The sequence below is a fragment of the Aquitalea aquatilis genome (assembly GCF_005155025.1).
GTDB lineage: Bacteria > Pseudomonadota > Gammaproteobacteria > Burkholderiales > Chromobacteriaceae > Aquitalea > Aquitalea aquatilis.
Window position 1 is genome coordinate 2,971,701 of record NZ_CP039731.1, and the last position, 23,669, is coordinate 2,995,369.

21 protein-coding genes are annotated in these 23,669 nt (G+C 61.2%); 8 read left to right on the top strand and 13 right to left on the bottom strand.

What is annotated here, in order from left to right; all coding sequences use genetic code 11:
• A complete protein-coding gene (lptG, locus tag FAZ30_RS14040) occupies window positions 1-1,077 on the bottom strand; it encodes an LPS export ABC transporter permease LptG (protein WP_124643459.1) in 1,077 nt (358 codons plus the stop codon).
• A complete protein-coding gene (gene lptF / locus FAZ30_RS14045) occupies window positions 1,074-2,183 on the bottom strand; it encodes an LPS export ABC transporter permease LptF (RefSeq protein ID WP_124643460.1) in 1,110 nt (369 codons plus the stop codon). Before lptF ends, lptG begins: the two co-directional genes overlap by 4 nt.
• 203 nt (window positions 2,184-2,386) lie before the next feature.
• Between lptF and FAZ30_RS14050 the strand changes: the two genes are divergently transcribed.
• From FAZ30_RS14050 to FAZ30_RS14065, 4 genes are read left to right on the top strand one after another with little or no spacing between them, the layout of a single operon-like run.
• Window positions 2,387-3,952 carry a leucyl aminopeptidase gene (locus tag FAZ30_RS14050; protein WP_124643461.1) on the top strand — a complete coding sequence of 522 codons (1,566 nt, stop codon included), beginning with the start codon at window positions 2,387-2,389 and terminating at the stop codon, window positions 3,950-3,952.
• Window positions 3,939-4,361, top strand: a complete 423-nt coding sequence (locus FAZ30_RS14055; protein WP_124643462.1) for a DNA polymerase III subunit chi — start codon at window positions 3,939-3,941, stop codon at window positions 4,359-4,361. The genes FAZ30_RS14050 and FAZ30_RS14055 overlap by 14 nt, the downstream gene beginning before the upstream one ends.
• A gap of 17 nt (window positions 4,362-4,378) precedes the next feature.
• Complete coding sequence (locus FAZ30_RS14060; RefSeq protein ID WP_137009647.1) at window positions 4,379-6,367, top strand: hypothetical protein; 1,989 nt, start codon at window positions 4,379-4,381, stop codon at window positions 6,365-6,367.
• Entirely contained in the window at window positions 6,367-6,918 is a 552-nt protein-coding gene (locus FAZ30_RS14065) for a cob(I)yrinic acid a,c-diamide adenosyltransferase (protein WP_137009648.1), read from the top strand. The genes FAZ30_RS14060 and FAZ30_RS14065 overlap by 1 nt, the downstream gene beginning before the upstream one ends.
• A gap of 62 nt (window positions 6,919-6,980) precedes the next feature.
• Here FAZ30_RS14065 and FAZ30_RS14070 read toward each other — a convergent pair whose 3' ends face one another.
• The 5 genes from FAZ30_RS14070 to trxB form a co-directional block, all read right to left on the bottom strand.
• Entirely contained in the window at window positions 6,981-7,814 is an 834-nt protein-coding gene (locus tag FAZ30_RS14070) for an alpha/beta hydrolase (RefSeq protein WP_137009649.1), read from the bottom strand.
• A 4-nt stretch (window positions 7,815-7,818) separates the two neighbouring features.
• Complete coding sequence (locus tag FAZ30_RS14075; RefSeq protein ID WP_124643466.1) at window positions 7,819-9,222, bottom strand: PhoH family protein; 1,404 nt, start codon at window positions 9,220-9,222, stop codon at window positions 7,819-7,821.
• Window positions 9,223-9,273: 51 nt separating this feature from the next.
• Window positions 9,274-9,726 (bottom strand): peroxiredoxin, encoded by a 453-nt coding sequence (locus tag FAZ30_RS14080; protein ID WP_137010238.1) that lies wholly within the window; start codon window positions 9,724-9,726, stop codon window positions 9,274-9,276.
• A 76-nt stretch (window positions 9,727-9,802) separates the two neighbouring features.
• On the bottom strand, window positions 9,803-10,210 hold the full coding sequence (locus tag FAZ30_RS20790; RefSeq protein ID WP_233578417.1) for a Smr/MutS family protein: 408 nt from the start codon (window positions 10,208-10,210) through the stop codon (window positions 9,803-9,805).
• Window positions 10,211-10,445: 235 nt separating this feature from the next.
• Entirely contained in the window at window positions 10,446-11,399 is a 954-nt protein-coding gene (gene trxB / locus FAZ30_RS14090) for a thioredoxin-disulfide reductase (protein ID WP_124643469.1), read from the bottom strand.
• A 115-nt stretch (window positions 11,400-11,514) separates the two neighbouring features.
• Here trxB and FAZ30_RS14095 point away from each other — a divergent pair, with 115 nt between their 5' ends.
• Window positions 11,515-11,709 (top strand): hypothetical protein, encoded by a 195-nt coding sequence (locus FAZ30_RS14095; RefSeq protein ID WP_124643470.1) that lies wholly within the window; start codon window positions 11,515-11,517, stop codon window positions 11,707-11,709.
• 89 nt (window positions 11,710-11,798) lie between these two features.
• Complete coding sequence (locus tag FAZ30_RS14100) at window positions 11,799-12,443, top strand: tetratricopeptide repeat protein (protein WP_124643471.1); 645 nt, start codon at window positions 11,799-11,801, stop codon at window positions 12,441-12,443.
• 64 nt (window positions 12,444-12,507) lie between these two features.
• Here FAZ30_RS14100 and FAZ30_RS14105 read toward each other — a convergent pair whose 3' ends face one another.
• The 6 genes from FAZ30_RS14105 to glnE all read right to left on the bottom strand — a co-directional run bounded on the left by FAZ30_RS14105 (window position 12,508) and on the right by glnE (window position 18,959).
• A complete protein-coding gene (locus FAZ30_RS14105) occupies window positions 12,508-13,107 on the bottom strand; it encodes a hypothetical protein (protein WP_137009651.1) in 600 nt (199 codons plus the stop codon).
• 98 nt (window positions 13,108-13,205) lie between these two features.
• Complete coding sequence (locus FAZ30_RS14110; RefSeq protein ID WP_103525569.1) at window positions 13,206-13,796, bottom strand: TetR/AcrR family transcriptional regulator; 591 nt, start codon at window positions 13,794-13,796, stop codon at window positions 13,206-13,208.
• 8 nt (window positions 13,797-13,804) lie between these two features.
• On the bottom strand, window positions 13,805-14,857 hold the full coding sequence (gene waaF, locus FAZ30_RS14115; protein ID WP_137009652.1) for a lipopolysaccharide heptosyltransferase II: 1,053 nt from the start codon (window positions 14,855-14,857) through the stop codon (window positions 13,805-13,807).
• A 125-nt stretch (window positions 14,858-14,982) separates the two neighbouring features.
• Complete coding sequence (locus tag FAZ30_RS14120; protein ID WP_124643474.1) at window positions 14,983-15,183, bottom strand: zinc-finger domain-containing protein; 201 nt, start codon at window positions 15,181-15,183, stop codon at window positions 14,983-14,985.
• A gap of 50 nt (window positions 15,184-15,233) precedes the next feature.
• A complete protein-coding gene (locus FAZ30_RS14125) occupies window positions 15,234-16,157 on the bottom strand; it encodes a branched-chain amino acid transaminase (protein ID WP_124643508.1) in 924 nt (307 codons plus the stop codon).
• A gap of 87 nt (window positions 16,158-16,244) precedes the next feature.
• Window positions 16,245-18,959: a bifunctional [glutamate--ammonia ligase]-adenylyl-L-tyrosine phosphorylase/[glutamate--ammonia-ligase] adenylyltransferase gene (glnE, locus tag FAZ30_RS14130; protein ID WP_281279199.1), complete on the bottom strand. Its 2,715-nt coding sequence runs from the start codon at window positions 18,957-18,959 to the stop codon at window positions 16,245-16,247.
• Window positions 18,960-18,982: 23 nt separating this feature from the next.
• Here glnE and FAZ30_RS14135 point away from each other — a divergent pair, with 23 nt between their 5' ends.
• The gene (locus FAZ30_RS14135) at window positions 18,983-22,861 is read left to right on the top strand and encodes a YhdP family protein (protein ID WP_168190851.1); all 3,879 of its coding nucleotides are present in this window, start codon (window positions 18,983-18,985) and stop codon (window positions 22,859-22,861) included.
• Window positions 22,858-23,664 carry a carbon-nitrogen hydrolase family protein gene (locus FAZ30_RS14140; protein ID WP_137009655.1) on the top strand — a complete coding sequence of 269 codons (807 nt, stop codon included), beginning with the start codon at window positions 22,858-22,860 and terminating at the stop codon, window positions 23,662-23,664. The genes FAZ30_RS14135 and FAZ30_RS14140 overlap by 4 nt, the downstream gene beginning before the upstream one ends.
• The last annotated feature ends 5 nt before the right edge of the window (window positions 23,665-23,669 follow it).

A 23,669-nucleotide genomic window follows, 5' to 3' on the forward strand; every position in this document is an offset into this window, starting at 1 on the left:
TCAGCGTCTTTCCTGTTTCAGGATGAGGGCGATGCCGGCGAACAGAAACAGCAAGGTGGGCACTGTGGCCGAAATCACCGGGTTCCAGCTGTACAGCAAACCCAGGTGACCGAACAGGCGGTTGATGAAGTGGAAGCCCACCCCCAGGCAGATGCCGGCAAACAGCTTGAGGCCGAGCTGGCCGTGGCGGCGCTGCTGCGGCGTGAACGCCAGGGCCACCAGTGCCATCGACACGCAGGCCAAGGGGTAGAACAGCTTGCCCCACAGGGCGATGTCGTAGCGCTGGGTTTGCTGTTTGTTGGCACTCAGGTGTTCGATGTATTTGACCAGGCTCATGGCCGACATTTGCTCTGGCACCACCAGCAGCACATTCAGGATGTCCGGCTCGATGATGGAGGTCCATTGCGCCAGCGGCACCGACTTGCTTTCGGTGTGATCGGCATACAGATGGGTTTCCACCACATTGCTCAACTGCCAGATATGGGTGCCGCGCAAGAAGCTGCCACGTTCGGCATAGCGGGTGGTGACCAGCTGGTAATTGTCGTCATAGGTATAGATGCGCACGCCAAGCAGGGTGGTGTCCGGCAGCATTTCGTGCACATTGATGAAATTATTGTTGTCCTTGACCCAGATGCCGGAGCGGAACTCCTGCGCCACCATCGAGCGCATGGCCGACAGTTTCATGCGCTCGGCCTGTTGCAGCGAGTAGGGGCTGATGAATTCGCCCAGCGCGGTGGTCAGGATGGCGAAACCCAGTCCAAACAGCAGCAGGGTGCGGGCAATCTGGCCGAGGGTGATGCCGCAGGTGCGGATCACCGTGTATTCACTGGAGCTGGCCAGCTGGGTCATGGCCACCATGCCGCCGATCAGCACCGCCAGCGGCATCAGCTCGTAAGCATGGCCGGGAGCCTGCATGGCGATATAGGCCAGCATCTTGCCAATGTGGTAGCCGCCCTGGTTCAGATCCGGCACTTCATGGATGATGTCGAAAAACCCGTAAAGGCCCAGCAGGGCTGCCAGGGTAAACAGCGTGGACTGGGTCAGCGCGCTGATGATGTAGCGATAAATCAGTTTCATCGGGCTCTGTGCTTGTGCAGGAAGTATTTCAGGGTCTGGCGCACGGTATTGGCCGGGCGGTCGCGGTATTTCAGCAGCAAAACGGCAATGATCAGCACAATGACATGCACCACCAGAATGCTGGCCATGCCCACCTTGCCCTGGGTAATCCAGTTGCGCACCAGGGTCAGGCTGTTCTGGTAGAGGAAGAAGCCGAGCAGGGCGACGACCAGATTATGGGCATGGCCGCTGCGTGGATTGTAGTAGGACAAGGGAATGGCCAGGAAAGCCAGCACCAGGCAGCTTAGCGGCATGGACAGGCGCCATACCAGCTCCGAGCGATAGGCCGGGTCGCTGCTGCCAATCAGCGTGCTGGTGCTTTGCGCCTGACGGTTGTTCGGGCGCGAGGCCAGCTTCTGGTTATTGCCCACGACCACGCTATAGCGCTTGAAGCTGCCGACTTCGTAGTTGGACTGGCCTGGCTCGCCCACGTAGCGCCGGCCATCTTCCAGCACCAGCACCCGCTCGTTGTCATCGTTGACGGTAATGTAGCCGCGCTTGGCAAAGATGCTGGATACTTTGCCCTCGCTCATGTCCTGCATGAAGATGTTGGTGGCCGAGCCATGCTCGCCGCCATAGCTTTCGATGAAGTACACCTTGCTGCCAGAGCCACTTTCCTTGAATACGCCCGGCGCAATGGCGCTGATCTCTTCGCGCCGCTTGAGGATTTCGGCATAGACTTGGCTGCGTTCTTCTGCCCAGGGTGCGATATACAGCGAGACAATGCCCACCAGCAGGGCCAGCGGAATGGTAAAACGCATCACCGGCCACACCCAGTCGCGCAGCGACAGGCCAGAAGACAGCCAGACCGCCATTTCGTGATCGCGCCAGATACGGGTCATCACCACCAGCACGGTGACGAAAACGGTGAGGATCATCAGCAGCGGAAACAGGCCGAGCGCCCAGAAACCGATCAGTGCAGTAACCGCCTCGTTGGCGATTTGCCCTTCGGCGGCGCGGCCCAGCAAATTGATCGCCTGGGTGGAGAGAATGATGGCCAGCAGGACGACAAATACGCCCAGGGCGGTAAAAGTCAATTCTCGGGTCAGGCTTTTACGAAAAACCATTTATCAGTGCCTTTTTGACTTTTTGTGACTAGCGTAGTGATAATTTGATTTGATAACTCTGAAACGCCGTTTTCGGCAAATTTCGGGATGGACGCAGCTTCTGTCTTCGCCTGCTACAGGCAGGGCTTTCCGGCACAAAAAACGGTGCAGACAGCCTGTCAAGAAGTGGAACAACTGACACTCGCATTACACGGGAGTACAAGATGGAATTTAACATAAAAAGCGGCAGCCCGGAAAAACAGCGCGTTGCCTGCGTGATAGTAGGTGTCTATGAATCGCGCAAGCTGACCTTCGCAGCCGATTTGCTGGATCGCATCTCCAATGGCTTCATCAGCGATGTCATCCGCCGCGGCGATATGGAAGGCAAGCTGGGCAGCACGCTGCTGCTGCATTCGGTGCCGCACACCCTGTGCGACCGTGTCATGCTGGTGGGTCTGGGCAAGGAACGCGATTTCCGTGCCAAGGAATACCGCGAAGCGGTACGCAGCTCCATCCGCAGCCTGACCCAGACCTCGGCCACCGAGGCCGTCAGCTATCTGACCGAACTCACCGTCAAGAAACACGATGTCGAGTGGATGATCGAGCAGGCCACCGTGGTCACGCTGGATGTGCTCTACCGCTTCGACCGCTTCAAGAGCAAGCAGGACGAAAGCGTGCGCGAGCCGCGCAAACTGACGCTGGCAGTGCCGCGTCGCAGCGATCTGGCCGATGGCGAGAAGGGCCTGCAGCGTGGCCTGGCCATTGGCAACGGCATGAAGCTGGCCAAGGATCTGGGCAATCTGCCGCCCAATGTCTGCACGCCCACTTATCTGGCCGACGAGGCCGAGCGCATTGCGGCTGACTTTGGCTGCGGTGTGGAAATCTATGGCCAGACACAGCTGGAAGAGCTTGGCCTGGCGTCTTTCCTGTCCGTGGCGCGTGGCAGCGTGCAGGAGCCCAAGCTGATCGTGCTGCAATACCAGGGTGCCAAGGACAAGAATGACCGTCCGCTGACGCTGATCGGCAAGGGTATCACCTTTGATTCCGGCGGCATTTCGCTCAAGCCGGGCGAAGGCATGGACGAGATGAAGTACGATATGTGCGGCGCAGCTTCGGTACTGGGTGCCTTCCGCGCTGCAGTGGAAATGAAGCTGCCGATCAATCTGGTAGCCATCGTGCCAGCCTGCGAAAACATGCCGGCCGGTAATGCCGTCAAGCCTGGCGACATCATCACCAGCCTGTCTGGTCAGACCATCGAAGTGCTGAATACCGACGCGGAAGGCCGGCTGATCCTGTGCGATGCCCTGACCTTCGCCGAGCGTTTCAATCCGGATACCGTGATCGACGTGGCTACCCTGACCGGTGCCTGCGTGATTGCCCTGGGTCACGTGGCCACCGGCCTGTACAGCAACCAGGACAGCCTGGCGCGTGAACTGCTGGCCGCCGGCGAAGAAGTGGCCGACCGCGCCTGGCACATGCCGCTGTGGGATGAGTATCAGGAATTGCTCAAGAGCCCGTTTGCCGACATGGCCAATATCGGCGGCCGTCCAGGTGGCAGCATTACTGCCGCCTGCTTCCTGTCGCGCTTTGCCAAGGCCTACGACTGGGCACATCTGGACATCGCCGGCACCGCCTGGAAGAGCGGCAAGGACAAGGGTGCCACCGGTCGTCCGGTGCCGCTGTTGGTGCAGTTCCTGCAGGATAGAGCCGACATCGCCCTGGGCAATGTAGTGCGCCGTGGCCGTCCGCGCCGTGAATCGCCAGAAATCGTTGAAGATGACGCGGATTGATTTTTATACCAATGTGGCCCAGCCGCAGGAGTTCGCCTGCAAGCTGGCCGCAACGGTATTCCGCAAGCAAGAGCGCCTGCTGGTGTGGCTGGAAGATGAGCGGGCGCTGGACACCTTCAGCAACCGGCTGTGGTGTCTGGGCGATACCCAGTTCATTGCCCATTGCCGGCTGGATGCGGCCGAGGCGGCACAAACACCGATCTGGCTGACGGCCGAACTGCCGCCTACACTGCAGCATCCGGTACTGCTTAATCTGGGGGCGGAATTACCGCCCGCACCGCAGCATTTTTCCCGTATTCTGGAGATAGTGGGAACCGATGAGGCCGCTCTGGCCACAGCGCGCTACCGCTTCAAGGCCTATCGAACTCTGGGCTATGAAATCCAACATCACGACATGAGCCACAAGTGACCATGAACGAGTCGCCAATGCCTGATCTGCCCTCCTGGGACGAGCTGGACCTGCCGGTACTGGATGAAGTGGTGGATGAGTCCGCCGTGCCGGTGCTGGCTGAGGAAGTGCTGGATGTGCCGGATTTTGACTTTTCCAGCGAACTGGACGTGATGCAGCAAAGCCTGGTACCGCCAGGTCACGGTATGGCGGAGCTGGAAATTCCGGAATTGACGCTGGAGGATCTCGACGTCGCCAGCCCGGCGGTCGCACCGGCTGCTGCCGCGCTCGACCTGACGGCCTTGCCGTCGCTCGATCTGGATGAGCCGCTGGCAGATGAGCTGTCGCTGCAACAGGTCTTGCCGGACGAGCAGCCGCCGGCCGCGCAAGCGGCGGGTGTGTCGCTAGTCTTGCAGCCGGAGGCACCGGTGATGGCGGTGGATGGCTTCGAATTCATGCTGGACAGTCATGCGCCGGCAGCGTCGGTGCCGGATAGTCAGCCCGAACCGTCATGGCCTGTCGCTGCATCCGGCGAGTCCCCCCTGTCCGACTTGGCTGCCCCGCAGCAACTGGCCGAGCGCCTGGCGCAGGTGTGGCAAATACCGGTCGAGCCGCCAGTTACTGTTGATGATGCGGTGCCATCTGCACCATCGGTCGAATCCCCACCGGCTTTGCCAAGTGGTTTGTCCATTTCACTGGATAGCCTGCCTGATGGCGTGCTGGGTGGTGGCGTGGGCAAGGTGGAGGAAGCCAGGCCGTCTGCTGCTGAATTGCTGGCCCGCGCACAAGCGCTGGTGGCGGCGACGCCCAGTTCTCTGGACGAGGTATTGCACGCGGCCGAGCTGACGCTGGCGCAGGAAGAAAGCCTGCAGCGCTTTCATGCGGCACCGGCCGCTGCGCAGCACACCTTCGCTTCGCTGGGCGAGGCCGAGTTGCAAGCCGCCATGGCCGGCCTGCCGGGAATCGTGGCTGCAGACAACCAGGAAGAAGACTGGCCCAGTCTGGGTGATGTCGACCGTCTGAACGAAACCGAACTCGAATTGCCGGAAGAGGCGGCTGTCCAGGCCGCCGCACCGCTGCTGCAAGCCGAATGGCAGGACGAGCCGCCGGAGCATGCAACGCCGGATAATGCAGTCGCTTTGCCAGTGCTGGAGCAGGAAGAGGGCTGGCCCAGCCTGGGTGATGTCGACCGCCTGAATGAAACCGAAGTGGAATTGCCAGATGAGGCTGCGGTGATGGCGGCGGCTTCGCTGCTGCAAGCTGAATGGCAGGACGAGCCGCCGGAGCACGCAGCACCGGATAGCGCAGTTGCTTTGCCAGTGTTGGAGCAGGAAGAGGACTGGCCAAGTGTAGGCGAGGTGGACAAGGAGAGTGAAACCGAGGGGGATGGCGAGCCGGAGGTACCGGCAGCCAAGCCTGCCGTATCTACTGTGCAGGGCCTGTTTGCCGAGTCACCCTTTGCCAGCGAACGTCAGCCAACTGCGCAAGTCGACATGCCGGTCATTCCCGACTTGCCAGACGAGGTGCCGGCCCTGCCCGAGCAAGCGCCAGAGCCGGCATTGCTGCCTGCCGTGGCGCAGGTAGTCGAGCCGCCGTTGCTGGAAGAGCTGGCGGGTGCCAGTTTTGCTGCGGCCATGCCGCAAACGGTAGCTCAGCCCATTGAGGATGCTGGCAAGGCGGTGGAAGTGCTCAATGTCGCCGCCGTGACCACGGCCACAGCGGCTACCGCGCTGATGAATCCGCTGCGCAAGCCTGATGCCACCGTGGCGGTGGTGGATGAGCGTGCGCTGGTGGAGGCGATGTACGAAAAGCTGCTGCCACGGATGAAGGTGGAGCTGTCCTTGTGGCTACAGGATGCGCTGGAGCTGCAGGCCAAGAACATGTTGTCCGGTGTGATGCAGCAATTGAAAGAAGACTACGACATGTTGTTTGGTGAAACACTGAAAGAAAGCCTGCGCCAGGCCATTCTGGCGCTGGGGCGCGAGCAGCAGGGGCCGCATGATGCCCCGCGAGGGGAGCAGGACTGATGGGGCATAGACTGTCACGCATTGTCACCCGTACCGGGGATGATGGCAGTACCGGGCTGGGAGATGGCAGCCGCGTGGGCAAGGATAGCCCGCGGGTGCGGGCGCTGGGTGATGTGGATGAGCTGAACTCGGTGATTGGCGTGCTGCTGGCGGAAGACTTGCCGGAAGAGGTCGCGCAGCGCCTGCTGGCCGTGCAGCATGATCTGTTCGATCTGGGCTCCGAGCTGGCCGTGCCGGGTTATGCCGCGCTCAAGCCTGAGCATGTGGTGATGCTGGAGGAGTGGGTGGAGGTCATGAATGCCGACCTGCCCATGCTGAAGGAGTTCATCCTGCCGGGTGGTTCGCGCCAGGCGGGTCTGGCGCATCAGGCCCGATCAGTATGCCGCCGTGCCGAGCGTGCCGTGGTGACTGCGGCGCATGACAGCGAGGTGTCGACGGCTGCCCGTCAGTATCTCAATCGCCTGTCCGATGCGCTGTTTGTACTGGCCCGTCACCTGAACAAGGCCCTAGGCCGGCCTGATGTGCTGTGGCAGCCGCATCGGCGCGACTGAGTGCACGGGTAGGCAGAAAAAAGCCGCGAGGGGTCTCGCGGCTTTTTTCATGCGGGCGGCGGTCAGGCCGGTGCGTGGCAGCTTTGTTCGGTTTTCTGTGGCAGATGCAGGGTGTCCAGCCATTGCAGCAGCCGTTCGGCGGTACGCTCCCAGCGGGTGTCCAGCATCATCATATGGCCCATGTGTGGAAGGATTTCCGCATTGACATCCAGACGCTCGGCGGTGGCCACTACATCTTCCGGCGAGATCAGCATGTCTTCTGCCGCGCCCAGTACCAGTGCGGGCAGAGGTTGTATCGGGCGGATGGCCAGCGGATTGACCAGCGTCATGTCCATGACTGCGCGCTGGCTTTCCTGTTGGCAGCACTGCGTCAGCAGCGCTGTCGTGGCCTCTGGCGCATCGTGTGACAACAGCAGGTCGCGCAGCTCGCTTTCCGCCGGGTTGTAACTGCCTTGCTGATACAGGTTCAGGTTCAGCAGCAGCCCCGGTGCCTGGGTCAGCAGGCGCAGGCTGGAGGAGGCCAGCCCGGTGGGCGGAACCGAGGCGAGGAAGGCGGCGGCTGGCAAGGTACGGCTGGTCAGGTATTGTTGCAGCACGAAACCACCCATCGAGTGGCCGATCATGATGGGCGTGCGCTTGATGCGTTTCACCGCGGCGTCCAGATTGCGCACGTAGTCATCAATGCTGATGGCGGACAGGTATTGCTGGCCATCGCTGTCGCCGTGGCCTTCCAGGCTGATGGCCCAGCAGTCGAAACCCTGCTGCGCAAACCAGGGCAGGAAAGTGCGCTGCCAGCACCAGGCGGCGCAAAACGCGCCGTGGACAAACAAAAGGGGCGGAGCGTCGCGCTCCGTCCCTTGAGCTGCCTCATGGATCAATTCGAGGCGTGGATGCATTTAGTCAAAGTACCTCACCAGCATGATCTGCCAGACGTGAACGTTCCCCGCGTTGCAGGGTGATATGGCCGGAATGTTCCCAGCCCTTGAAGCGGTCGACCACATAGGTCAGACCGGAACTGCCTTCTGTCAGGTAGGGGGTGTCGATTTGCGAAATATTACCCAGACAGACTACCTTGGTTCCCGGACCTGCACGAGTGATCAGTGTCTTCATCTGCTTGGGCGTCAGGTTTTGCGCCTCGTCGATGATCAGGTATTTGTTGAGGAAGGTACGGCCACGCATGAAGTTGAGCGACTTGACCTTGATGCGTGAGCGTACCAGGTCGCGGGTGGCGGCACGGCCCCAGTCGCCGCCATCGTCATCGCTCTTGTTGAGCACGTCGAGGTTGTCCTCCAGCGCACCCATCCACGGGGCCATTTTCTCTTCTTCGGTACCGGGCAGGAAGCCGATGTCTTCGCCTACCGGCACGGTGACCCGGGTCATGATGATTTCCGAATACAGCTTCTGCTCCAGTGTCATCGCCAGCCCGGCGGCCAGGGTGAGCAGCGTCTTGCCGGTGCCAGCCTGACCGAGCAGGGTGATGAAGTCCACTTCGGGGTCCATCAGCAAATTGAGGGCAAAGTTCTGTTCGCGGTTGCGCGCGGTAATGCCCCAGACATTGTTTTTGTGGTGGCTGTAGTCTTTCAGCGTCTGCAGGACGGCGACTTTGCCCTCGACCTTGCTGACACGCGCTTGCAGCGGCTGCGGGCCATCCTGCCACAGCATCTGGTTGATGTGCAGGTTGGGAACGTCCGGGCCTTTGAGCTGGTAATAGCTGCGGCCCTGTTCCTGCCAGGACTTCATGTCCTTGCCGTTGCGTTCCCAGAAGGTCTGGTCGACTTCGCGGGTGCCGGTATAGAGCAGGTCGGAATCCTGCAGCACCTTGTCGTTGAAATAATCTTCGGCATCCAGCCCCAGTGCGCGGGCCTTGATGCGCATATTGATGTCTTTGGACACCAGGATGACCGAGCGCTCCGGATGCAGCTCTTTCAGCGCCATCACGATGCCAAGAATCTGGTTGTCGGCCTTGCCGACCGGTAGTGATGCAGGCAGTACGCTGTGAATGGCCTGGGTCTGCAGGATGAGTTTGCCGGTAGCCGCTTCGCGGCTGGCATTTTTCAGGGTGATGCCGGCTTCGATCTTGGTTTCGCAGCCGCTGACGATGTCGTCGAGGAAACGGCTGGTCTGGCGGGCATTGCGTGCCACTTCGGACATGCCGCTCTTGTGCGCGTCCAGCTCTTCCAGGGTGATGATGGGGATGAAAACATCGTGCTCTTCAAAGCGGTACAAGCTGGTAGGGTCGTGCAGCAATACATTGGTGTCCAGAACGAACAGCTTGGTGGTTTTGCTTTTCTTACGGCTTACCATGATGGACCCCTTGGTGATGCAGGGCCCGGTCGGCAGACCGGGGCACTGCGTTTAGAGAGTGTTTACAAAGGCAAGAACTTCAGCGGCGTGGCCGGGTACTTTGACCTTGCGCCACTCACGAACAATCATGCCGGCGGCATCGATCACGAAGGTGCTGCGCTCGATTCCCCTTACCTGTTTGCCGTACATGTTTTTCATTTTGATGACATCAAGCAGGGTGCAAACCGTTTCCTCCGCATCGGACAGCAATTCAAACGGCAATTCCAGCTTGGTTTTGAAGTTTTCGTGCGATTTCAGACTATCGCGGGAGATGCCGACAATGCTGACACCTGCTGCGGCAAACTGGCTGTGCAGGTCACGAAAATCCATGGTTTCAGTGGTGCAGCCGGGGGTGTTGTCCTTGGGGTAGAAGTAAATCACCAGTGGCTTGGGGGCTGCAGACAGGGAAAACGTGGTGCCGGCTGTGCCGGGCAGGGTGAAGTCGGGGCAGGCTGTACCTGACATGCAAGACTCCTGATGGTGGTGGTTGATGGGAATGCAACCGCCTTGCTTTGAGCTTAGCGGAAATTTCTTACTATTGTCATCCGGATTCTGAGCCGTATTCTTCGTGCTGACCACGTCGTATCAACACCAGTAGCGCGCCGTCGCCGCCCATTTCCTCGCTGGCCTGGCAAAACGCCAGCACCTCCGGGTGATGGCTGAGCCAGGAGCGCACCAGCTTTTTCAATACCGGCTGGCCGTTGGAGCCAAAGCCCTTGCCGTGAATGATGCGCAGACAGGGGCCACGCCGCCGCGCGCGGTGCAAAAACAGCGCCAGTGCATCCTGCGCCTGGTAGCGGTCCATGCCATGCAGGTCCAGCTGGCAGGCTACCGGCCAGTGGCCATTGCGCAGGCGCTTCAGGGTCTGGCTGGGCATGCCGCTGCGGCAGAACTGTCCCAGGTGCTCGGCGGGTTCGAACAGGCCAACCATGTGGCGCAGTACTTCCATTTCGCTCTGGCGGGAGAGTCCGTGCTGGGCATGCCGGTGCTTTGGGTGCGGGCTGGGTTTTCTGGGCTGGGGAATGTGGCGTGGTGGGCTTTTCAGCGGGATGACATCGCTGAACAGCTGTTTGAAGTCGGGCTCGGGTGGGGCGGGCGGAGGGGATGCGGGCGCGGCAGACGTGTCACGTAGACGCGTCTGCCGGCGGATTTCCTTCAATGTGTCCTTGAAGGCCTTCAAGATATTACTTCAGGCTATCTAGATAGCGCTCGGCATCCAGGGCGGCCTGGCAACCGGAGGCCGCGCTGGTGACGGCCTGGCGGTAGATGTGGTCCTGTACGTCGCCGGCGGCGAAAACACCGTCCACGCTGGTCAGGGTGGCATTGCCTTCGCGGCCGCCACGGGTAATCAGGTAGCCGGTGGCATCCATTTCCAGCTGGCCCTTGAAGATATCGGTATTCGGCTGGTGGCCGATGGCGATGAACACGCCCATCAGCTTGATGTCTTCCGTGCTGCCGTCGGTAAATTTGAGACGGGCACCGGTCACGCCGCTGTCGTCGCCCAGTACTTCATCCAGGCTGGCGTTCAGCTTGAGGGTGATCTTGCCTTCAGCTACGCGCGACATCAGCTTGTCGATCATGATCTTCTCGGCGCGGAAGCTGTCGCGACGGTGAATCAGGGTGACATGCTTGGCGATATTGGCCAGATACAGTGCTTCTTCCACGGCGGTGTTGCCGCCGCCCACCACGGCAACATCCTGGTTGCGGTAGAAGAAACCATCGCAGGTGGCGCAGGCCGATACGCCCTTGCCGGCAAAGGCTTCTTCGGAAGGCAGGCCCAGGTATTTGGCGGAAGCGCCGGTGGCGATGATGAGCGCATCGCAGGTGTATTCGCCGGCATCGCCAACCAGGCGGATCGGTTTTTCATGCAGATGAGTGGTGTGGATGTGATCGAAGATCATTTCCGTACCGAAGCGCTCGGCATGCTGCTGGAAGCGCTGCATCAGCTCAGGACCCATCACGCCGCTGGCATCGGCAGGCCAGTTGTCCACTTCGGTCGTGGTCATCAGTTGGCCACCTTGAGCAAGGCCGGTGATCAGCACAGGCTTCAGATTGGCGCGGGCGGCATACACGGCTGCGGTATAGCCGGCAGGGCCGGAACCAAGGATCAGGAGGGGGCTGTGACGGGTGTCGCTCATCGTGGTATTCCTGTTTTAGGTCGTTGGGTTGTCATTTTAGCAGCTTTGCCATGACAGGATGGCGCAGGCCGTCTAAACTGATCTGGTAGCATTTGTTGACTTGGGAGGTGAGGGCATGGACGGAATAAGTCAAGTAAGCGGACAGAATGTTTCATCGGCGACCGAAGTTTTCGCCCTGAAAAAATCCCTGCAGGCCAGTGGCCAGTCGGTGTTGTCTCTGGTGCAGGGTGCAAGCGATACCGGCACCCAGATCAGCCAGGCGGCGTCCAATCCGGCACATTTGGGACAAAGCGTCGACGTCAGGGCCTGAGTCGGTAGCAGTCAGAAGCGGCGCAAGCCGCTTTTTTTACGTCTGTAAGAAATCGGCAGCCGTGGCGACCAATTTGCAGGAGGTGCCACATGCATTGCAAAAATGGAGTTGTCCTGCTGCTTCTGTTCGGGCTAGCCATGTCGGCCGTGGCTGCGGAAAAGCCGTCGTTGCCAGGGTGGGCCAGTTATCAGGCTGGAGATTATGCCGCTGCCTTCCGCACGTTCAAAGCCGGGGCCGAGCGTGGGGATAGGGTGGCGCAATATGATCTGGCCATGCTGTACTGGCGTGGCGAGGGCGTGCCGCGCAATCGGGAACTGGCCCTGAAATGGCTGCAGCAAGCGGTGGCCGCACAATTGTCATCGGCACAGTACGTACTGGCACAGGTCTATGAAAGTGGCGATGGCTTGCCGCGTGACATGCAGCGGGCCACCCGTCTGTTTGAAGCCGCTGCCAGGCAGGGGCATCGTGATGCGCAGGTGAGTGTGGCGACCCAGTATTACCTGGGGCGTGGTGCCCGGCAGGATTATGCCACTGCGGCGCGCTGGTATCTGGCGGCGGCCGAGCAGGGCGATGTGGGCGCGCAGTATCTGCTGGCCAGCCAGTATGAGCATGGGCTAGGCGTGAAGGAAAACTGGCGCGAAGCCATGCGCTGGTATGCCCGCGCCGGTGAGCAGGGAGATCGTGCCGGCCAGCTGAAAGCCAAGGCGTTGGCGGCTGGGCATGTCGGGCAATAATGGGGCGACAAAAGCAAACGAGCACCGCGGGGCAGAGCCGCTGTGCTCGTTGTTGATGGCAGACTCAGGCGCTTTCGCTGATGCGCCGGCTGCTGGCCTGGGTGGATGTTTCCAGTAGCGACTGATTGTTCTGGTACTGCGCCACGGCAATCTGGCCGCTGCTCTTCTGGCTTTCCAGCGTTGCCTGTGCCTTATTCTCTGGCGTGGTCACCGTGCTGCTGGCAGTGGTCTGTGTGCTGTCTGGTCTGGCTGTGCCGCTGGAGCGGCTGCTGGCGGCTGCCGGTGTGCGCTCGCTACGGTTCAGGGCGGCGCTGGTGCTGTCATTATTGCTGCGGGTGTCGCTGCTGGCCTGGCTGGCATTGACCGTGGCGGTCGAGCTGGTGCTGCTGCTTTGGCTGGCGGCCAGTTGCCGGCTCAGTTCCTGTTCGATCTGCAGGCGGTTCTGGCTTTGTTGCGAGCGGCTGTTGCTGCTGCTCGGTGCTTGTTGGCTGACTGCTTGTGCCTGCAGCTGCTCGGTATTGCCCTGAGTACGGGTGGATTGTGTGGTACTGGCGGTTTCCGTGCTGCTCTGGCTGGTGCTGGCGGCGCGGGAGTTGCGGCCCTGCTGTAGCAAGCTGGCGGTGGTGCTGGCGCTACTGCTTTGCAGACGATGGATGCTGTCCATGATCGCAACTCCTGTGGTTTGGTGCTAACCCTGTGATTTTAGAACACTTTGCATTGGTTTTGCTGAAAAAATGAGCGTCAGCCTGGTGCTGTGTGGGTTTACTTCAACAAAACCAGCGCCAGCATGCGCTCGGCCAGCTCATCGACGCTCAGCTCGCCCTCGGATTTGTACCATTGCACTGACCAGTGCAGGCTGCCCAGCAAGGTGCGGCGTAGCAGGCGGGTATCCTGCTTGACCAGTCCGGCAGCGGCGGCTTCGTCCAGCACTTCCTGCCACAGTGCTTCGTAGCGGTCGCGCAGCACGATCAGGCCCGGTTTGGCGGCGGCGGAGACGCTGCGCCATTCGTACAGCATGACTTCCAGTGCCGCCTGGTTGTCGCCCAGCAGTGAGCTGAGGTGGACATGAAACAGTGCGGACAGCTTGTCGCGCGGGTTGCGCGCCCTGGCGATGGCTGCGCCCAGTTGCTCGGTGGTGGCGCTGATGCCCAGTGCCATCACGGCGACCAGAATTTCTTCCTTGGTACGAAAATGATAGAACAGGCTGCCGGATTGCAGGCCGACGGCATTGCCCAGGTCACGTACCGTGGTGCGTTCGTAACCCTGGTCGCGAAACAGTTTGGCTGCAGCGCGCACCAGTTCCATGCGGCGGCTGTTTTCTTCGGGCTGATTGTTTTTGTCTTGTACGCTCATGGTCCAGCCTATGTGCTGCGGGTCAGTTGAATGGGGGCGGTGTGCAGCTCGGGCAGAAAGCGCTGCGCGGCCTGCCAGGCGAGGTCTGGTTGCAGCTGTTCCAGGCAGTTGGTGTGCTGGTAAGGACAGTTGCGTTCGAAGCAGGGGCTGCAGTCCAGGTTAAGGCTGACTACGGCGGCCTGCTCGGACAGTGGTGGGGTGAAGTCCGGGCTGGATGAGCCATACAGCGCAACCAGCGGCTTGCCTAGTGCGGCGGCGACGTGCATCAGACCGGAGTCGTTGCACACCGCCAGCCGGGCCAGGCCCATCAGGTCGATGGCTTCTTCCAGTCCGGTGCTGCCGCACAGATTGATGGCTTTGCCATCTGCCAGCTGGGCAATCTGGGCGCCGATTTCCTGATCCTTGCTGGAGCCGAACAGCCAGACGGCGAAGCCGGCGGCATCAAAGCGTTTGGCCAGTTCGGCAAAGTGGCGTGCCGGCCAGCGTTTGGCCGGGCCGTATTCCGCGCCAGGGCAGAAGGCGACTACCGGGCGGCTGGTGTCCAGTTGCAGGCGGCTGGCGGTCTGTTGCCGGCTTTGGGCATTGGTCACCAGTGCCGGGTGGGCGATGGGGCGTGGCAGCGGTTTGTTGCGGTCTTCGGCCAGGGCGCAGAAGCGCTCAACCATCATCGGCAATTCCTGCTCGTCCAGCTCGCGACTGTCGTTGAGAATCCAGTAGCGCGATTCACCGATGAAGCCGGTGCGCAGTGGAATGCCGGCAAACAGCGGAATCAGCGCTGATTTGATCGAGTTGGGCAGGACAATGGCCTGGTCAAAGCCTTCAGCCTTGAGCTTGCGGGCAGTCTGCCAGCGCTCGCGCAGGCGCAAGGCGCCGTGGCCAAAGGGGTTGAGGTGGGCCTTGGCGACCTCGGGCATGCGTTCCAGCAAGGGCAAGGTCCAGGCTGGGGCAAATACGTGCAGCTCCAGGCCGGGATGGCGTTGGTGCAGGCGCTGATACAGCGGCTGGGCCATGACGCTGTCGCCCACCCAGGAGGGGCCAATGACCAGTATCTTTTTCTTCATGAAGTTTTCCGCTTCCAAATCAGCGCCATCCTGCAGGATGGGGCAGGGTGGCCCTGATTTGGTGGCCGATCAAGCGAAAAAGGTGCGGGGGCCCGCACCTTTCGCTTGCTGACTGCTGCCGGGGCTCAGTGATGATGACCAACCGGGCCGGTCAGCTTGTACTGGGTGCCGCAATAGGGGCAGAGTGCTTCGCCGGTCTTGTGTACGGGCAGGAAGACGCGCGGATGCGAATTCCAGGCCACCATGTCCGGCATCGGGCAGTGCAGGGGCAGGTCTTTGGCGGTCACTTCGATGACGCGCCGGGTGTTTTCTTTCAGTTCAGCCATGGTCTTTCCTTGTAAGGCCGGCGCTGCCGGCCCTTGCTGCTTGGATGAGTTTACTTGACGTAGGTCAGCCAGTGTTCGTGTTCGGCATCGAGGCCCTTCACGATATTGAAGTATTTCTGCTGGATGGCTGCGGTGATCGGGCCACGGCTGCCTTCGCCGATGGCGCGGCGATCCAGTTCGCGAATCGGGGTGACTTCGGCGGCGGTGCCGGTGAAGAAGGCTTCGTCGGCGCTATACACTTCGTCGCGGGTAATGCGTTTTTCAATGATTTCCAGGCCCTGTTCCTGCGCGATCTGCACCACGGTGTCGCGGGTGATGCCTTCCAGCGCGGAGGTGAGGTCCGGGGTGTACAGCTTGCCCTTGCGCACGATGAAGATGTTTTCACCCGAGCCTTCGGCCACGAAACCGTCCACATCCAGCAGCAGGGCTTCGTCGTAGCCGTCTGCCGTGGCCTCGTTATTGGCGAGGATGGAGTTCATGTAGTTGCCGTTGGCCTTGGCCTTGCACATGGTGATGTTGACGTGGTGGCGGGTAAAGGACGAAGTCTTGACGCGAATGCCCTTTTCCAGACCTTCTTCCCCCAGATAGGCACCCCACGGCCAGGCGGCCACGATGATGCGCACGTCGTCTTTTTTCGGGGCCACGCCCAGCTTGCCCGAACCATAGAAGGCCATGGGGCGGAAGTAGCAGGATTGCAGCTTGTTGGCTTTCACCACGTCCAGGTGGGCCTGGTTGATGTCGTCCTTGCTGAAGGGCAGGTCCATGCCCAGGATTTTGGCGGAGCGGAACAGACGATCGGTGTGATCCTGCAGACGGAAAATTGCCGGGCCTTTGGGGGTTTCATAGGCACGCACGCCTTCGAACACGCCCATGCCGTAGTGGAGGGTGTGGGTCAGCACATGGGTGGTGGCGTCGCGCCAGTCAACCAGTTTGCCGTCATACCAGATGAATCCGTCACGATCTGCCATCGACATCTTGGAGCTCTCCGTCATTGTGTTTTGTATCCTGCCGATTATACCGTCCGCCGCCGTCTTGTGAACCGTCCGCAGCGAAAAACGGCATCAGCCCAGACTGTCCGGTCCGAAAACCTGCAGCCATAGTTGCTGCGCCTGCTGGTAGTGCGCGCGCAGCCGGTCGTTGACTTCCACCTTGCCGCTTTCATTGAGTCGGGCGGCATGCTGCAGCTTGCGGTAGTCGCGGTAGGCGGCGCGGCCTTGTTCGGCCAGTTCGTGGCTGATCAGTCCGGCCTCGGCGGCAACGGCCAGCAGGGCGATATTGCCGGTATTGCGGGTAAAGGCGGGTAGCTGGCCGGCATGGGCCAGAATCAGGTATTGCACGATGAATTCCACATCAATGATGCCACCGCGAGCATGCTTGACGTCGTATTCCTGCGCCGGGTGGCTTTCCAGCATGCGCTGGCGCATGGTCAGCACTTCGCTGCGCAGCTTGTCCAGATCGCGGGGCTGGGTCAGTACGTCGTGGCGGATGGCTTCGAAACCTTCGCCGATATCGGCCGCGCCGGCGACATAGCGTGCGCGGGTCAGTGCCTGATGCTCCCATACCCAGGCCTGTTTTTCCTGATAGCTGCGGAAGGCTTGCAGCGAGCTGACCAGCAGGCCGCTGGCACCGTTGGGGCGCAGGCGCAGGTCGATATCGTACAGAATGCCGGCGCTGGTGGCGCTGGTCAGCCAGGTGGACATCTTGCGCGCCAGACGCGAGTACAGGTCGGTGGCGTCCGGGTGATCGTCGTCATACAGGAAGATGATGTCCAGGTCTGAGGCGTAGCCCAGTTCTTTGCCGCCCAGCTTGCCGTAACCGATGATGGCGAAGCGCGGGGTGTCGGTGTGGCGGCTGGGAATGTCCAGCCAGGCATGGCGCAGCGTGGCGTCCAGCACGGTGTCGGCCAGCAAGGATAGCTGGTCGGACAGTGCCTCCACCGTCCACATGCCGGCGATGTCCTGTGCGACCAGGCGGAAGGCCTGGGCGTGCTGGAAGTGGCGCAGGGTGTCCATCTTGGCCTCGACGTCGCCCTCGCATTGCTGCATTTGTTCTTGCAGCTGGCTGGCCAGCGCCGGCCAGTCCGGCGTGGCGTACAGCACGCGGGCATCCAGCAGTTCGTCCAGCAGGATGGGGTGGCGGGTCAGGTAGTTGGACACCCAGGCACTGGCCGAGCACAGGGTGGCCAGTCGTTGCAGGGTCTGCGGGTATTCGGTCAGCAGTGCCAGGTAGGAGGCGCGCCGGCTGATGGCCTCCATCAGGTTGATGATGCGCGACAGGGTGGCCGCCGGGTTGGGGAAGTGGGTGGACACTTCGATCAAGGGCGGGATCAGGGCGTCGAATTTCTTGCGGCCAGCCAGTGGAATCTGCTGATAGCGCTGGCTCTGCGCCAGTGCGCGCAGCTGCCCGGTGACGCCACTGACATCATCAAAGCCCAGGCTGGAGAGTTGTTCTGCCGGGTCCTGTTCGCAGATGTCGCGCCACAGGCAGGATAGCGGGTGGTCCGGTGCGGTTTCGGTTGGCAGGATGAATACCTGTTCGAAGTGGCGCGTGACCTTGCGGCGCTCGCTGTTGAGGGCGTCGAGGAAATCCTGCCAGCCGGCAAAACCCATGCTGCTGGCGATCTTGCCCTGGTTTTCCTCGCTGGTGGGCAGGGTCTGGGTTTGCTGGTCGTCCAGGTATTGCAGGCGGTGTTCCAGATTGCGCAGGAAGGCATAGGCTTCCTGTAGTTCCTGCACGGCAGCCGGTTCCAGCAGGCGCAGCTCGGCCAGGCGGTTGAGCGTGGCGCGGGTGCTGCGCAGTTGCAGGCTTTTGTCGCGGCCACCGCGAATCAGCTGGAATACCTGGGCAATGAATTCCACTTCGCGAATGCCGCCCGGCCCCAGCTTGATATTGTCCACCATGTCGCGCCGGGCCACTTCGCGGCGGATTTGTGCATGCAGCTCACGCATGGCGCCATAGGCGTTGTAGTCGAGATATTTGCGATAGACGAAGGGGCGGACCATGTCGGACAGCCCCGCGATGTCGCCGGTGAGTGCCTTGGCCTTGATCCAGGCATAGCGTTCCCATTCCCGGCCCTGGGTCAGCAGATAGTTTTCCAGTGCGGCAAAGCTCATCACCAGCGGGCCGGAATCGCCATAGGGGCGCAGTCGCATGTCGACGCGGAATACCTGTCCATCCAGCGTCACGTCATTGATCAGGCTGATAATGCGTTTGCCAACCTGGCTGAAGTACTCGTGGTTGCTGAGCTTGCGCGGGCCGCTGGTTTCGCCGCCTTCGGGATAAATGAAAATCAGGTCGATGTCGGAGGAGACATTCAGTTCGCCGCCACCCAGCTTGCCCATGCCGATCACGATGAGTTGCTGCACTTCACCGCTGTCTTCGCCAAGCGGCTGGCCGTATTGCGGTAGCGAACGGCAGGCGCAGGCCAGGGCTTGTTGCACGGCAAATTCCGCCAGCAGGCTGATGGTACTTACCACCTCGTCCAGATCAGCCAGTCCGTTGTGGTCACGGCAGATCAGGCGTGCCATCACCGCCTGGCGCAGGCTGCGCAGCGGCGGCGTCATGGCCTCTGGTGTGTCAAACGCCTCCCAGTCGGCAAAGCCGGCCATTTCGGCGCTGCCAAATGGCTGAGCCAGTCTGTGCTGCAGCAGGGTTTGCTGCTCCGGTCGCGCGCTCAGCAAGCGGTCCAGATAAAGTGAAAAGGCACGGCTCTGGGCAATGGCATGATCCGGGTTTGCTGGCATAATGACGAGGCGCTCGTTAGGGTCCTGTAACACTTCATTGTATCGGTTTAGCTCATTTGGAAAAGCCCCCGCATCTGTTAGCCAGAGTCCACGTCATCGGTTTGCTGCGCAAATCGCTGCAAGCCCTCGGCCTGTTGCTGCTGCTGGCACTGCTGGTGGTGGGGGGCGGCTTTGCCGTTTTCAACTGGTGGTTCTTGCCGCGGCTGGAGCAATTTCGGCCCCAGCTTGAGCAGAGTTTGTCGCAGGCTACCGGCCGCCAGGTGTCGGTGGCCTCCTTGTCCGGCCAGTGGCTGGGGGTGGCTCCGCAGTTGCAACTGCGTGGCTTGCGCATTGCCAATCCGGTTACCGCCGATGCGCTGACCTTGAAGCAGGTGGCGGTGGTGCCGTCATGGTGGTCGCTGCTGTCATGGGAGCCGCTGTTTTCCAGCGTGACCATCGATGGGCCAAGCGTGGCCCTGCTGCGCCGGGCCGATGGCCATGTGCTGCTGAATGGCTTCGACATGAGCGCGCCGGCGGCCCAACCGCAAGCCGAAGATAGCGAGCCGTCTGCCAACTGGTTGCTCAAGCACAGCCGTATTGACATCCGCCAGGCGCGCATCAGTTGGGAAGATCAGGCATTGGGCCTGCCGCGGCTGGATTTGCAGCAGGGGCAACTGACGCTGAGCCAAACCCTGCTGGGTCACCGTCTGACCTTGTCCGGCCTGCCAGCGGCCACGCTGGGTAAAGGTTTTGACATGGAGCTGGCCTGGCGCGGCAATGATTTTCGCCAGTGGCGCAACTGGGCGGGCAATATGCGCATACGCCTGAACGGTGCGCAGGCTGGCATGGTGTCGCGCTATATGGAAAAGATCGGCCTGATCAATAAAGGTGAAGGCAGCGGGACGCTGGAGGCGGATTTTGCCGATGGCCACATCAACAGCCTGAGTGCCGATGTCCGCATCCATGACGCGGCCTATACCCCCAGGGATGCGCGCACGCTGGTGTTGCCGGCCATCAGCGGCAAGTTGCAGCTGGAGCGGTCGGCCAACGGCAGCTATGCCATCAATGCCTCCAATCTGACTTTGGCCAGCGCCACCGGGCTGGCCTTCGACAAATCTTCCATCCGTGGTGACTGGACGCCGGGCGAGCAGGGGCAGGGCAAGCTGACGCTGGATAATGTCAATGTTGCCCATCTCACACCGTTTATTCATGCGCTGGGCGGAGATGGCAATTCCTTGTTTGCCCGTTTCGCACCCAGCGGGCAGCTGAAAAACCTGTCGTTGAGCTGGCAGGGGCCGTTGCAGTCGCCACGCCAGTATGCGGTGGCCACCCGCTTTGAACAGTTGGCCTGGCAAGCGTTTTCCTCTGTGCCCGGTGTCAGTGGCGTCACTGGCGAGCTGAGCTTTGGTGAGCAGGGCGGCCAGTTGAAGCTCAATAGCCGACATGCCGCGCTCAATTATCCGGCGGTGTTTCCGCAGCTACTCGACTTCGACCGGCTGGATGGCCGCGTGGACTGGCGCAATCACGGCCAGCAGACCGATGTCGAATTTCACGATGTGGCTTTTGCCAATGCCGACCTCAGCGGCCATTTCGGCGGTCGCTACCAGCATGATGGCAATGGGCCGGGTGTGGTCGACTTTACTGCCGACGTCGACAAGGTGGCCGCCGTGCGTGTGCCTGCCTATCTGCCGCATGCGGTGGGGCAGGATACCTTGCGCTGGCTGAATGCTGGCTTGCAGGGCGGCACCGCCAGCAATGTCCGCATGGTGCTGAAGGGTGATCTGGCCAACTTCCCCTTTGCTGGTGGCAAGGGTGGGCAATTCAGCGTTGATGCCAAGGTGGAGCAAGGCCGTTTGCTATATGAAAAAGGCTGGCCAACCATCGACAACATCCAGGCCGATCTGGGGTTTCACAATGAAAAGATGCTGATTGCCGCGCGCAGTGGCAGCACGCTGGGTGTGCCACTGAGTGGTGTCAAAGTCGGGATTGATGACCTGGGTGCGGCCAATTCCACGCTGACGGTAGAAGGACGGGCGCAAGGACCGCTGGCCAGCATGCTGAAATTCACCACCAGCAGCCCGGTTGATGGTTGGCTGGATGGTTTTACCGGTGGTATTCAGGCTGGTGGCAATGCGGCACTGGATCTGCATCTGGGCATTCCCTTGTCGGGCAAGCAGCCGGTCAAGGTGCGGGGTGACATTCTGCTGTCGGGCAATCAGCTGGCGTTCAAGGGTTTGCCGATTCCACCGGCCAGCAATGCACATGGCACGCTGAGCTTTACCGAGTACGGCGTGGAATCGAAGGGCGTGCAATTTGCCGCGCTGGGCGGCCAGTTCCAGTTGAAGGCAAGCAGTACGCCGGCCGGTCGCATGAGTTTCGATATTCACGGCGACGCCGACAGCCGCCAGGCACTGGGCCTTTATCTGCCCTTGCTGGCACCCTATGTCAGCGGGCATTCGCCATTTTCGGTGCAGTTTGTCGTGCAAAAAGGGCTGGAAAACCTGACGGTGCAATCCAGCCTGGTCGGTACTGCCATCACTGCTCCGGCACCGTTGGGCAAACCGGCGGCAGACAGCTTGCCCTTGTCCTTGCGTTTTGCCCAGGGCAAAACTGCACAGCAGCCGTTCCGACTGGATTTTGACGCTGGCAGCGTTGCCAGCGGCAGCCTGTTGCTGGATGGTCATGGCAACCTGAAAAGCGGAGTGGTCGCTGCCGGACGCGCCCTGGGCAAGCAGCCTGACGAGGGGCTGGCGCTGCGATTGGCAGCGCCGCAAGTCGATCTGCAGCGCTGGGTGGCGGCGATTGCCGGCCCAGGTGGCAGTCAGGGCGGAGCAGAGGCGGTCCGGCAGATCGACCTGCCCTTGCTGATCGAAGTGGAAAGTCCGCAACTGGAAGGGTGGGGCGGCACCTTGCATCAGGTCAATGCCAGTCTGAGCAACCGGCGTCTGCGCAATGGCTGGTCGCTGGATGTGCGTGCACGCGAGTTGAGCGGCAGTATTGACTACCTGCCGGCAGGCAGTGGCCTGGTGCGGGCCAATCTGGCTTACGCCATCCTGCCGTCGCCCGACAAGGGTGCTGGCGACGAGGCCGACACGGGCATGGTGGACAAGGGCGACTGGCCGGAACTGGATATTCGTGTCGGCGACCTCATCTACCAGAACAAGACAGTTGGCAAGCTGGAACTGCGCGCACGCCGCGAAGGGCGCGACTGGGTGCTCAATCCGCTGCGCCTGCAGGCGGTGGAAGGCAGTCTGCAAGGTAGTGCGCGCGTGCGGCGTGGCGAAGCCGGCAAGGAAGTACAGGCCCGCTATCAGCTGGAGAGTAGCGATGTGGGCAAGCTGTTGGCGCGCATCGGCCTGCAGGATACCTTCCGCAAGGGCGAAGGCAGCTTGTCCGGTAATATGAGCTGGCCGGGCGGCCTGTTTGATGTCAGTGCCAGCCGTTTGTCCGGCGAGATGACGCTGGCGCTGAAAAACGGCCGGTTTGCCAAGGTTGACCCCGGCGTGGCGCGCCTGCTTGGTGTCATCAGCCTGCAATCGCTCAGCCGCCGGGTGAAGCTGGATTTCACCGATGTGTTCAGTGACGGCTTCGCCTTCGATACCATCAATGGCAATGCCAGGGTGAGCAAGGGTGTGTTTGTTTCTGATAATGTGCACATGAAAGGGCCGGCTGCCGATGTCTCGCTTAGCGGCCAGGTGAATCTGGCCAGTGAAACCCAGGATGTGCGCATCCGGGTACAGCCGCATCTGGCCGAGAGCGTGGCGCTGGCTGCCGGGGCCGCACTGCTCAATCCGGTGGTGGGTGTTGCGGCGCTGGCCGCCCAGAAAGTATTGCAGGACCCGTTCGGCAAGATATTGTCGGTCGACTATGCCATTACCGGTTCCTTTGCCAATCCCAAGATCGACAAGCTGGCAGCGGACCCTTTGAGAAACACCAAGCGGATACTCACACCATGAAACAGAAATTTATCGCCGCCGCCGTGCAAATGGTGTCCGGCACGGATGTTGCCGCCAATCTGGCCACGGCGGCGCGGCTGGTGGCCGAGGCGGCTGCTGCGGGAGCCGGTTTTGTGGTGCTGCCGGAGTATTTCTGCCTGATGGGCAGGCAGGATGGCGACAAGGTGGCCATCAGCGAAGAGGCCGGTCACGGGCCCTTGCAAGCGGCGCTGGCCGCCATGGCGTGTGACAACAAGGTATGGCTGGCTGCCGGCACCATTCCGCTGCGTTGCCCGGAACCGGGCAAGGTATTCAACAGCACGCTGGTGTTTGATCCGGCAGGGCAGCAGGCTGCCCGTTACGACAAGATTCACCTGTTCGGCTATACCGGCAATGGCGAACGCTATTGCGAGTCGGACAGTATTGCGGCGGGTAGCACACCGGTAAAGGTGGACATCGGTCTGGCCGAAGTCGCCTGCGGCATTTGCTATGATCTGCGCTTTCCCGAGCTGTTCCGCCAACTGGCCCCGTTTGATGTGATGATTCTGCCGGCCGCATTTACTGCGACCACCGGCGAAGCGCACTGGGAGGTGCTGCTGCGCGCCCGTGCCATCGAAAACCAGTGTTATGTGATTGCCTCCGGCCAGGGTGGCACCCATGAAAACGGCCGCAAGACCCATGGCCAGTCCATGATCATCGACCCCTGGGGGCGCATTCTGGCGCAACAAGCCCTGGGCGAAGGTGTGGTACTGGCTGAAATCGACCCCGCATTGCTGCATTCGGTGCGCAGTGGCCTGCCGGCCCTGACGCATCGCGTGCTCTGACAGAA

Coding starts and splice junctions, on each gene's coding strand:
- FAZ30_RS20790 (WP_233578417.1), bottom strand. CDS start 10,210: ATGGAAGTACTGCGCCACATGGTTGGCCTGTTCGAACCCGCCGAGCAC.
- FAZ30_RS14080 (WP_137010238.1), bottom strand. CDS start 9,726: ATGTCAGGTACAGCCTGCCCCGACTTCACCCTGCCCGGCACAGCCGGC.
- lptF (WP_124643460.1), bottom strand. CDS start 2,183: ATGGTTTTTCGTAAAAGCCTGACCCGAGAATTGACTTTTACCGCCCTG.
- FAZ30_RS14075 (WP_124643466.1), bottom strand. CDS start 9,222: ATGGTAAGCCGTAAGAAAAGCAAAACCACCAAGCTGTTCGTTCTGGAC.
- FAZ30_RS14095 (WP_124643470.1), top strand. CDS start 11,515: ATGGACGGAATAAGTCAAGTAAGCGGACAGAATGTTTCATCGGCGACC.
- FAZ30_RS14060 (WP_137009647.1), top strand. CDS start 4,379: ATGCCTGATCTGCCCTCCTGGGACGAGCTGGACCTGCCGGTACTGGAT.
- trxB (WP_124643469.1), bottom strand. CDS start 11,399: ATGAGCGACACCCGTCACAGCCCCCTCCTGATCCTTGGTTCCGGCCCT.
- FAZ30_RS14105 (WP_137009651.1), bottom strand. CDS start 13,107: ATGGACAGCATCCATCGTCTGCAAAGCAGTAGCGCCAGCACCACCGCC.
- FAZ30_RS14050 (WP_124643461.1), top strand. CDS start 2,387: ATGGAATTTAACATAAAAAGCGGCAGCCCGGAAAAACAGCGCGTTGCC.
- FAZ30_RS14140 (WP_137009655.1), top strand. CDS start 22,858: ATGAAACAGAAATTTATCGCCGCCGCCGTGCAAATGGTGTCCGGCACG.
- FAZ30_RS14070 (WP_137009649.1), bottom strand. CDS start 7,814: ATGCATCCACGCCTCGAATTGATCCATGAGGCAGCTCAAGGGACGGAG.
- waaF (WP_137009652.1), bottom strand. CDS start 14,857: ATGAAGAAAAAGATACTGGTCATTGGCCCCTCCTGGGTGGGCGACAGC.
- FAZ30_RS14125 (WP_124643508.1), bottom strand. CDS start 16,157: ATGTCGATGGCAGATCGTGACGGATTCATCTGGTATGACGGCAAACTG.
- FAZ30_RS14055 (WP_124643462.1), top strand. CDS start 3,939: ATGACGCGGATTGATTTTTATACCAATGTGGCCCAGCCGCAGGAGTTC.
- FAZ30_RS14120 (WP_124643474.1), bottom strand. CDS start 15,183: ATGGCTGAACTGAAAGAAAACACCCGGCGCGTCATCGAAGTGACCGCC.
- FAZ30_RS14100 (WP_124643471.1), top strand. CDS start 11,799: ATGCATTGCAAAAATGGAGTTGTCCTGCTGCTTCTGTTCGGGCTAGCC.
- FAZ30_RS14110 (WP_103525569.1), bottom strand. CDS start 13,796: ATGAGCGTACAAGACAAAAACAATCAGCCCGAAGAAAACAGCCGCCGC.
- FAZ30_RS14065 (WP_137009648.1), top strand. CDS start 6,367: ATGGGGCATAGACTGTCACGCATTGTCACCCGTACCGGGGATGATGGC.
- lptG (WP_124643459.1), bottom strand. CDS start 1,077: ATGAAACTGATTTATCGCTACATCATCAGCGCGCTGACCCAGTCCACG.